The organism is Acinetobacter sp. 226, assembly GCF_048147925.1.
Taxonomy (GTDB): domain Bacteria; phylum Pseudomonadota; class Gammaproteobacteria; order Pseudomonadales; family Moraxellaceae; genus Acinetobacter; species Acinetobacter pecorum.
The window spans coordinates 1-9,228 of record NZ_JAYWYX010000045.1; the positions used below are offsets into that span (position 1 = coordinate 1).

Annotated in this window: 10 protein-coding genes and 1 pseudogene; 5 read left to right on the forward strand and 6 right to left on the reverse strand. The window is 39.1% G+C overall.

The window, feature by feature from the left end:
- The first annotated feature begins 276 nt into the window (after window positions 1-276).
- From VXP95_RS14720 to VXP95_RS14730, 3 genes are all read left to right on the forward strand, one after another.
- Window positions 277-975 carry a 3'-5' exonuclease gene (locus tag VXP95_RS14720; protein WP_416705807.1) on the forward strand — a complete coding sequence of 233 codons (699 nt, stop codon included), beginning with the start codon at window positions 277-279 and terminating at the stop codon, window positions 973-975.
- A 101-nt stretch (window positions 976-1,076) separates the two neighbouring features.
- Window positions 1,077-1,667: a hypothetical protein gene (locus VXP95_RS14725; protein WP_416705808.1), complete on the forward strand. Its 591-nt coding sequence runs from the start codon at window positions 1,077-1,079 to the stop codon at window positions 1,665-1,667.
- Window positions 1,668-1,867: 200 nt separating this feature from the next.
- Window positions 1,868-2,218: a hypothetical protein gene (locus VXP95_RS14730; protein WP_416680856.1), complete on the forward strand. Its 351-nt coding sequence runs from the start codon at window positions 1,868-1,870 to the stop codon at window positions 2,216-2,218.
- A 195-nt stretch (window positions 2,219-2,413) separates the two neighbouring features.
- On the opposite strand, the gene VXP95_RS14735 is transcribed toward VXP95_RS14730, so the two are convergent.
- Window positions 2,414-2,632 carry a hypothetical protein gene (locus VXP95_RS14735; RefSeq protein ID WP_064096187.1) on the reverse strand — a complete coding sequence of 73 codons (219 nt, stop codon included), beginning with the start codon at window positions 2,630-2,632 and terminating at the stop codon, window positions 2,414-2,416.
- A gap of 985 nt (window positions 2,633-3,617) precedes the next feature.
- On the opposite strand from VXP95_RS14735, the gene VXP95_RS14740 reads away from it, so the two are divergent.
- Together VXP95_RS14740 and VXP95_RS14745 are read left to right on the forward strand one after the other, a co-directional pair.
- Entirely contained in the window at window positions 3,618-5,189 is a 1,572-nt protein-coding gene (locus VXP95_RS14740) for a diguanylate cyclase (RefSeq protein WP_416712302.1), read from the forward strand.
- 232 nt (window positions 5,190-5,421) lie between these two features.
- The gene (locus VXP95_RS14745) at window positions 5,422-6,408 is read left to right on the forward strand and encodes a site-specific integrase (RefSeq protein WP_005103697.1); all 987 of its coding nucleotides are present in this window, start codon (window positions 5,422-5,424) and stop codon (window positions 6,406-6,408) included.
- Between the two features lie 92 nt (window positions 6,409-6,500).
- On the opposite strand, the gene VXP95_RS14750 is transcribed toward VXP95_RS14745, so the two are convergent.
- The 5 genes and pseudogenes from VXP95_RS14750 to VXP95_RS14770 all read right to left on the reverse strand — a co-directional run.
- Window positions 6,501-6,797 carry a DUF6527 family protein gene (locus VXP95_RS14750; RefSeq protein ID WP_416712303.1) on the reverse strand — a complete coding sequence of 99 codons (297 nt, stop codon included), beginning with the start codon at window positions 6,795-6,797 and terminating at the stop codon, window positions 6,501-6,503.
- Window positions 6,794-7,570 carry an N-acetylmuramoyl-L-alanine amidase gene (locus VXP95_RS14755; protein ID WP_416712304.1) on the reverse strand — a complete coding sequence of 259 codons (777 nt, stop codon included), beginning with the start codon at window positions 7,568-7,570 and terminating at the stop codon, window positions 6,794-6,796. The genes VXP95_RS14750 and VXP95_RS14755 overlap by 4 nt, the downstream gene beginning before the upstream one ends.
- On the reverse strand, window positions 7,567-8,124 hold the full coding sequence (locus VXP95_RS14760; RefSeq protein WP_416712305.1) for a coiled-coil domain-containing protein: 558 nt from the start codon (window positions 8,122-8,124) through the stop codon (window positions 7,567-7,569). Before VXP95_RS14760 ends, VXP95_RS14755 begins: the two co-directional genes overlap by 4 nt.
- A gap of 59 nt (window positions 8,125-8,183) precedes the next feature.
- Complete coding sequence (locus tag VXP95_RS14765; RefSeq protein ID WP_416712120.1) at window positions 8,184-8,417, reverse strand: hypothetical protein; 234 nt, start codon at window positions 8,415-8,417, stop codon at window positions 8,184-8,186.
- Window positions 8,410-9,228 (reverse strand): annotated as a pseudogene (locus VXP95_RS14770) (hypothetical protein); the annotation flags it as partial. The gene VXP95_RS14765 and the pseudogene VXP95_RS14770, both read right to left, overlap by 8 nt.

Consider the following 9,228-nt stretch of genomic DNA (forward strand, 5'->3'; position numbering starts at 1 on the left):
TGTTTAGTTCGTCTGATCACAGATACGTTATAAAGTAGTTTGAGACTTTTTTAAATCCGTCAATGCGTAAGTCCTAATTAAATTTATTGTTGTTTAAAATTACTGTTAAATTCACCAACTGACAAGAAGGCAGATTTTTTGCTTCTCCGAAGCCTACAAATAGTTACCACAAGTTAAAAAGCCTGCAATCAATACAGAAATAAAGCAATTCAATTGTCAGTAGCAAAACAATAATGTTAGATTTTACTCTCTTCTCTTTTCAGGTGTATTTCCGACATGCAGGCCATTATCCTTGATACCGAAACGCATACTTTAAATGGTCAACCCATTGAAATTGCCTATGCGCCTGTCGAAATTGTAGATCATAAAATCAGCCTGGATAAAAGCCGTCTTTTTGATCAGCTCTATACCTGTGACGAACCCATTTCTTTTGCTGCCATGGCCGTGCATCATATTCTGGAATCGGATCTGGAAGGCCAGCCGCATTACAGCACTTTTAGCCTGCCGAATGAGACAGTCTACATGATCGGTCATAATATTGATTATGACCTCCGTGCCATCCAAAAGTGCGGTGTCGATACCTCGAAAATCAAGGCGATCTGTACACTGGCTTTAGCACGCCGGGTCTGGCCCGATGCAGAAGCACATAATATTTCCGCCCTGATTTACATGATCACCAAAGGCAGTGAGCGAGCGCGTGAAATGATCCGTAAAGCGCATCGTGCTGACATGGACATCATTTTAACTGCCAATATTCTGATGCACATTGTCCATCATTTAAAAATCAATAGTATGCAGGAATTATTCGAGGCTTCTGAAGATGCCCGAATTCCACGTACCATAAATTTTGGTAAACATCGCGGTACTGCCATTGCAGAACTTCCGGCTGACTACGTGCAATGGTTATTGCGTCAGGACGAACTTGATCCTTATTTACGTAAGGCTCTTGAAAATACGGCGATTACCACATTATAAATCTTATCGAAATACGCTTCTGTATCTTAATAAATACTTCATATTAGTGTAATTCTGACAGACTATGCTCAAGCTGAATTTAAGCAACTATCTATTCAGCTATGATGCATTTTTATAAGACTCAACGTGGGATCGAGGTACTCCAGGATCGCTCTCTTCCACTCACCGCACGTCAACGCCGCTTATTGGTTCTGATCGGCAGCCAGGATTTCAACCTATTAAATGACGCTTTAAAACAGCAACTTGCTCCTGCCGAAATTTTAGATCAACTTTATGCCATGGAATTAATTGGGCCAGCTGAAACCTGCAATTTAATACATTGTCAGAAAACAGCTGAGATAAAAGTAGATACAAAAATTGACTTGGTGCATTCCGAGAGCCATCGCCTTCTAAATTCATCTAGCGGGATGAATCAAGACAATCATTCCCATCTGCCAGAACCGCAGGCTTTGTATTTTGAAGACCTCAAATACCTGATGATGGAAAGCTTACAAAAATACTGCGGCTTGATGGCCAAACAGCAAGTACAGCATATTTCACTAGCTCGGGATGCACGCAGTTTGAAACTTTGTCAAATGCAATGGACCACCTCACTTCAGGAAAGCCGCATTGCCCCTCAAGAACTGAATCATATTCTGAAGCAGATCAATTTTGCTCTAGATCAATTACAGCAAAATGAAGTTCATGAATAAAACCTTCTGAGTCTTTAAAACTCTTAAATGAGCAAGTTTAACAATAAGTTCTCTTTGATTTTATAATATAACTGATTGGTTATTATAAATATTTATATTCAGATCAAATTTAAAGCCCGGAATATCAGACTTAAGCGTGATAGAAAAATAATTATAATCCCGCCATATAATGAGCATAGACATTCGATTGGATCATATATATGTCCTGCTATTTAGAATTCGATGCGTTTGATAATCCTATGCAACTCAGCAAAGTCGGCAACTGGGTGATTACTTTTTTAAGCCCGGCGGAAGAACTGCAACTTGTGCAACTGGCAATTACCTATGTGCTTCCACGTCAGATGTGCGACAACTTGCAACCGCGCCGTGTGTTGATTGAAAAAAGTCCTCTCGAACATCATTGGCTGATTCAAGCCATCGAATGTTTTGACAGCACCACCCGTCAGGAAATTTCCTTAACTCCTGAACATCCAACAGCTCAGCGGACTTTAACGCAAATTTTGCAAGAATTTGAAAAATATGATGTGAACATATTACTTAAGCAGATTTAAACGGTTAGTTATTTAAATCAGCTCTTTATTATCATGAGAGATTGCTTTATTTACAGCTAGATAAATTATGTGCAAGGTGAGTAATTGCCGACATATAAAAAACTCACCAATTAGGTGAGTTTTTTATATGCTGGATCGGTGATGTCGGATGAATAAGTTCAATTTTTACTACCTATCTGCTGCCCACTGATTGAATTATTCTACAACACGATAAATATTGGAAGACTGCTGGCTTTCAAATAACAGCTCAATACTCGGCAGAATTGTTTCTCCATCCACCACAATATGTTCAATTTTTTTAACCAAATCAACCATCTGATCATTGTTGTGTTCTGCAAAGGAACGCAGCATGGCTTTCACTTCAATCACTTTGCTAAATTGATCTTTCACCTTAATATCGATTATCTTAGACATTTCTTTTCCTCCTAAATTCTCCAATTTGCAGTTTTTTATACCACACTTAGTCCAACGATTAAGGTTAAAGATGTTAGCGAATTTGGCAATGTAAACTTTTTTTATGAGAATGAATTACAAGAAGTAAAATATTAAAATTAGTGCAATATCATTTTAAACAGAAATTAAAAAGCTCGCATTTCTGCGAGCTCTGTGTTGGATGGCTAGTGTTAGATTTATTGTCTGATGATAAACATCAAACTCAACTAACTATCATTGATCCGTCCAACTATGCGGTAGCGTCTTATTGGTTTTACGACCTACCATGAGTTCAATATAGCAATATTTTTTCAGCAGACGATACCCTTTTACACTTCTAAAAAAGACTTATACAAGATTTTAATTGTGATTTTTTCGTAGAAGACTAAAATATTATTGGCTATTTTATTAAAAAACCTTCTACTTGAATCCATCTATTCTTCAATTTTTTTTCATTTTTAAAATATCATTTTATATACGAAGGCATGTTAGGCACTTAGCTAAAAATTTATTTATTTTCAATAATATATTTAAAAAAAGTTATAATCGCATTCTCAATCTAACCCCCGCCTTCAGAAAGAAGATGATGTAAAAATATATTCTATCTCGGCAGGCTCGCATCGATTTCTAAAATAGATTGCCATGTAATCATCTCATCTATTTATAAAGATAAATACCTCATAACTTTGTCGTCCAGACTCTTCTCACATCTACTCAGAGCGTATGTTTATTCAAGAATTTGTCTAAACTGCCCGACATTATTTTTTATGTGGAGCATGAGTAGATATTCAGAACATTATCGGGTTTTAAGATTCCAACAGGTTTATATACAAACAGTCTGGAAATTTTAATTCTACTCAAGATAACAACACTGCCTTAATAGAAATTTAATTTTATATCAGCTTTAAATATTGAAGATAAATACAATACAATGCTCATAAATACATCGAGATATGTCTAAATTTTTATGTCAGCTAATAATTTTAGGAAACACCTTGATCTCAATTTAAGGCAGTTAATACTTTTATTGGCTATCTTTAGTGTGTCCAGCCTTTTTATTATTTCGCTCATTATTAGCTATCAAATCGTAAAAAATCAGTTAATCGATAACTCTCTCATCTTAAATGCTGATCATGCCCATAAAATTGCATTGAGTACAGACAACCACTTTAGAAACATGCTTCTTGAGCTAAACTATAGCGCAAAAATATTAGGTCAAGACTTTAACAACAATGAGCTTAGAGGAGCTGAGGTCAATAAATTAAAATATCAGTCTGAGCACTATAACAGTGTAGTCATCAGCGATCCCCAAGGCCGGTTAATCAATTTTTCACCGAATATTCTGAATATTGATAGAAGCAAAATACAACATACTCCAGGGATTAGTGATTCTCTTCATAAAAAGTCGACTTATATATCTTCTCCGTATTTTTCTGTCCGGAAAAATCTGATCGTATTTATTTCTCAACCTATTTTTGATAAGTCAAATCATTATCAGGGTTTCATTGGTTCTGCAATTTATTTAAAAGAAAAAAATGTGATCAATCAGCTTTTAACGACCTATAAGAATTATAAAAATAGTTATATGTATGTGATTAATAATGAAAATGAAATAATTTTTCATCCCGATCCTGAAAGAATCGGTCAATCGGCCAGCAATAATTCTGGCCTGGAATATATGCATGCGCATAAGCATGGTCAAATTCGTTTAGTGAATAGCCAGGGAGTTGATAATCTGGCGGGTTTTTCTCATATTCCGACTTCAAACTGGATTGTGGTTTCCCAACAGCCTACTCATGAATTACTTAAACAGGCCAATTCTATTCTTTATAAATTGGCCGCAGGCTTCTTTTTATTTTACCTGCTGGTTTTTTATATTGTATGGAAGCTTTCTGATTCTATCTCGGCCCCGTTAAACCAGCTGGCAGATATGGCGAGTCTATTGAATCAGGCAGAAATCAGTTCAAAAATTAAAGCTATACAGCCCTGGTATTATGAGGTCACAAAATTCAAATTGGCACTATTATTAAGTATCCGCAAGTTTTCACAACAAATGAGCAAAATGGATCATCATATTAATACAGATCCTTTAACCGGGCTGATGAACCGGCGCGGCTTGAATTATGTTATGACTCAAAATATAAAAATGAACATTCCTTTTTCAGTCTTGCTGATGGATGTGGATCACTTTAAAAAAGTTAATGATAATTATGGTCACGATCAAGGTGACATGGTTTTAAAACATATTGCTCATACAATGCAGCAAAATTTTCGTAAAGAGGATATTTGCTGCCGTTATGGCGGTGAAGAGTTTATCGTCATTATCCCAAACAGCAATCTGGATGAAGTTTATGAAAGTGCGGAACGGTTCAGAAAAGAAATTGCGTCCAAAGAGATTAACAACATTGGCAACATTAGCATTTCGATTGGCATAGCCTCTTGGCCAGACAGCTCTAAAAATATACTAGACGTTTTGAAAATTGCCGATAACAATCTCTATCGGGCGAAAGATGATGGACGAAACTGTGTTCGTTATTAATTTCTTTTATTTTTTCAATTATATACAACAAATTAAATGGTGCGCTCAGCGGGCACTTTCCGAAATTTGCGGTTTCCTTATTATTCCCTAGTTTTCCTTATTTTTTCTTTGATTTTATAGGTTTAAGTGTGGCTCATTAATTCAATAGTTTAATGTTTCCTTATTATTCCCTATTATTCATTCTATATTGATTACGCCAAATTTACGCCACGACATTTTAGAGAGAGAATTTATGGCCACCTTTAGACAAAGGGGTGATGCTTGGCGAGTTGAGATTAGTGTGAATGGTACTCGGGAAAGTGCGACATTCGATACTAAGACTCAGGCTCGCGCATGGGCATCAAAACGTGAAACTGAATTGAGAGAGTTATCACGCGGAAAGCTTCCTGATTATACATTAAATTGTGCAATTGATAGATACATAGAAGAAGTGTGTCCAAAGCACAAAGGTTGTGATGCAGAGATCAAAAGATTTCGGGCGTTCCAGAGAAACTTTCCTAAGATTGCCAAAAAGCATATTGCCAAAATTACCACTGATGATTTTGTGGTGTGGCGTGATACCAGGTTAAAAACAGTCAAGCCGGCCTCGGTACGACGTGAGGGCAACATACTGTCAGCTTTGTTTACAGTAGCGCGCACGGAATGGAAGTGGGTTTATGATTCACCCATGAGTGATTTAAAGATGCCACCACCGCCAGCACATCGCGACAGACGTATATCAGAAGATGAGATTTACAGGCTTTGTCTGGCTGCTGAATTCGATGATCAGGCACCTGAGAATTTCACACAGCAAATTATGATTGCTTTCCTGTTGGCGATTGAAACTGCAATGCGTGCTGGTGAGATCCGCGGCCTGACTTGGGACCGGGTTTATTTAAAGAATAGATATGTGACTTTGAATGAAACCAAGAATGGAACAAAACGACATGTGCCCCTGTCCAAGCGCGCTGTTGAATTGCTTGAGCTTATGAAAGGTGTTGGCAGTCATCAGGTTTTTACAGTGAAAGATTCGAGCTTTGATACACTTTGGAGGAAGTTACGGGATAAGTGCGAAATTGAAGATTTGCATTTTCACGACTCAAGACATGAGGCATGCACAAGGCTCGCCCAGAAATTAGAAGTATTGGATTTGGCGCGAATGATTGGTCATAAGGATTTAAGAAGCCTGATGATTTATTACAATGCAACTGCATCAGAGATTGCAAATAGGTTGGATTAAGGCCCATCAAAGAGCCTTCACACAAATCCCCACATTCACATTCGTCGTAATTGAATGAGCTGTGCAGCCCTCACTTAGAGGGCTTTTCAACATTAGAATTCTTCCACTGGTAGCAAGTCAACTGTCTGACCTGCCAAGCTATGGTGACAATCCGATAAGAATTGAATTTTTCCATCTGTGATAAATGAATGGCATTGGCTTGGATGGCCTTGGTTCACCATTAATGATGGTGTGAATGTTGGTGCATCCACATTCCCATTAAAACCCCACCGGATACGATGCTGCTCACTAACATGGATGGGATGTAAGGTTTTACAACCCGGACATTCAATGAAGTAAATGCCGTTTGATTCCAGTAATACGCTACTTACTTTCTTGAACTCGCTCATTTGCTGGCCTCATATTCGATTAGAACTTTAGCCACAGCCTTGGCAGCCAACCAGTACCGCGCATTAAATCGAGCCAGTTCGTCTTCATTGGAAATAAAACCAAGCTCTACAATCAAACCACCGGCATTCACATAAGCAAGACGGCCACGTGCTGATTTAGACTGATCAATCCAACCGTTATCACCACGTAAACGACTACCTAGTGCATCGGCTACAGCTTTGGATAAGTCCTGTGCAAGTTTCTTATCTTTCGGCAATGCAATCGTCTCAATACCATTGGCCTGTTTGGAGGTTGCAGCATTCATGTGGAATTCGACTGCAACACTTGAGCCTTGAATTAATTTTACTGCAGCTGATAGCGGATCGTTCTTTGCACCAGTGCCATCGGTTTTGACTTGCAGCCCTGCTTCACGCAAATAGTGAGTCACTGCATTGCGGAAATTGACGACCAGATCGGCTTCTTTATATTTGCCGTTGACTGCACCAGGATCAGTATTGCTATGCCCTGCTGTGACCGTGACAAAGGGTTGAATCTCAGTGTGTAATTCAGGTTGCTTTTTCAGTCGAGCAAGCACCATTGCTACACCGACAAAAATCCCTACCCACTCAGCAACATTTTCAGGGATCTTGTTTTTCAACTCTTGTGGAATCACCTCCCAGACACTTAAAAACTGTTCTGAGAATAAAATCAGGGCATAAAAAAAAGCGCTTAATGCGCCCACTTGTACCGACTTGAGTTTCAAAGCCTGTTTCCAGTTATCAATCAGTTTCATTTTTCCTCTCTCATGTTTCGTTCATAAATTTTGTTTCGGATTTCCTCAACCGTTCTTAAAAGTTGATCAGATTGTTTTTCAAGAACCTGAATGCTCTGGGCGTTGGTCGTGGTTTGAGTATTTACTGTGTCTGTCTTGCTTGTTTGAGTATTCCAAGCGACGACGAATAGGCCTGCTAAGAAAATTCCGCCAAAGCGCACAAGATTAGTAATACTGTCGATTTTGGTTTTACTTTCGTGCAGCACTCTGATCTGTGAGTCCACCTCCTTAAATCTTGGCTCAACTTCATTCCTGAGCTGCTTAATCTCACTTTTGAAGTTTGACTTTGCTCGGTCTAAATCTTCTTGCAGATTGTCACGAGTCTGAGTTAAGTCATTTCGTGTCTGTTGATGCTCCTTATTGAGCTGCTCCAACTGCATATTCATACGGTCGAGCTTTTGGGGCATTTCAGCTAACTTATCCATGTTTTTGGATATGTCATTAATCTTGTCTGAGATGGCAAGAAGTTGCCCTGCTGTCGCTACTGGTGGGTCAGATGAGTAATCATTCGACATTGTGCCCCCTAAATTTTGGTAATAAAAAAGCACCCGAAGGTGCTGTTGTTTAGTTAAGTTTAGACTTCCACTTGTGAATGCTGCCCTGTTGGTGCCGGCCTTAAAATCACTTGATTGGAAACAAATACCCGGGCCCCTAAATTGTAAGCTGTGCCTGATGTGCAAAGCACTGGACCGGATCCACCATCAATCTGTACCCGGTATTCTGGGTGTTTTACTGAAGTGATGGTACCGATATACTCAGCATGGGTCGGATTAAGCAGCTTTCGCAGTTCAAATAAAGGATTAGTCACGGCTGATACGCTCCACAGTAATGGTTTCACTGACCTTTTCATGCGAAAAGCTGCCTGAAACTGAATCAATGACACCCCACCACTGGCCATTAAAAGCGATGGTTTTTCCGGGAAGCATCTCGCCAATTTCCTGACTGACCGGAATATCTAAAAAAGTGTGCAGCTCCTGAATATTGGCTTTGACCAGTTCATTTTTGCCATAACTAGCACCTGACACTACATTAAATAATGGACCAGTGACCGCCTCTAACGGTATATCACCCGAAGTACCGCGCTGCTGTACTTTCAGGCTCTCACCACTTCGACTATTCACTACGATCATGGCATTAAAGTCAGCAATGTATTCATCGTTCTTCTTGATGTTTTGCTGCATCACCAAGCTTTCAGATAGCAGAATGTCGTAATCATCCATGGTCATCGTATCCCAATAGCCTTTCTGGTACCGTGGCAAAATAGTCAGCGTATTACCTGCTTTCTGGCTATAGATAAAGCCGCCGCCTGCATCAACAACCTGCTTTATTGCATCGATTGGTGCCAGTTCTGCATAACTTAGGCTTTCAACCGGTACAATCCAGCCCAATTCATCAATTAGCTTCCAGTCGAGGTTGGTACCACTATTCGCTCGATCCAATTCTGCTTGCACCAGCTGTACAGAGGTTCTTTCGTTATCCTGGATAAATGAACGTGAAGCTGCGTATTTATTCGAGTTCAAGGCAGTGATACTTCTCCCTGGATAAGTGTAAAGAACACTGGCAAAACGTCGGGTTTCTTCTGGATCTTCCAATAAAATATGATGCTCAAAACCATTGAT

What these genes read in the sequence shown, in the direction of transcription:
- VXP95_RS14740 (WP_416712302.1), top strand. Translation starts at nt 3,618, where the DNA reads ATGTCAGCTAATAATTTTAGGAAACACCTTGATCTCAATTTAAGGCAG.
- VXP95_RS14725 (WP_416705808.1), top strand. Translation starts at nt 1,077, where the DNA reads ATGATGCATTTTTATAAGACTCAACGTGGGATCGAGGTACTCCAGGAT.
- VXP95_RS14730 (WP_416680856.1), top strand. Translation starts at nt 1,868, where the DNA reads ATGTCCTGCTATTTAGAATTCGATGCGTTTGATAATCCTATGCAACTC.
- VXP95_RS14735 (WP_064096187.1), bottom strand. Translation starts at nt 2,632, where the DNA reads ATGTCTAAGATAATCGATATTAAGGTGAAAGATCAATTTAGCAAAGTG.
- VXP95_RS14745 (WP_005103697.1), top strand. Translation starts at nt 5,422, where the DNA reads ATGGCCACCTTTAGACAAAGGGGTGATGCTTGGCGAGTTGAGATTAGT.
- VXP95_RS14720 (WP_416705807.1), top strand. Translation starts at nt 277, where the DNA reads ATGCAGGCCATTATCCTTGATACCGAAACGCATACTTTAAATGGTCAA.
- VXP95_RS14750 (WP_416712303.1), bottom strand. Translation starts at nt 6,797, where the DNA reads ATGAGCGAGTTCAAGAAAGTAAGTAGCGTATTACTGGAATCAAACGGC.
- VXP95_RS14760 (WP_416712305.1), bottom strand. Translation starts at nt 8,124, where the DNA reads ATGTCGAATGATTACTCATCTGACCCACCAGTAGCGACAGCAGGGCAA.
- VXP95_RS14755 (WP_416712304.1), bottom strand. Translation starts at nt 7,570, where the DNA reads ATGAAACTGATTGATAACTGGAAACAGGCTTTGAAACTCAAGTCGGTA.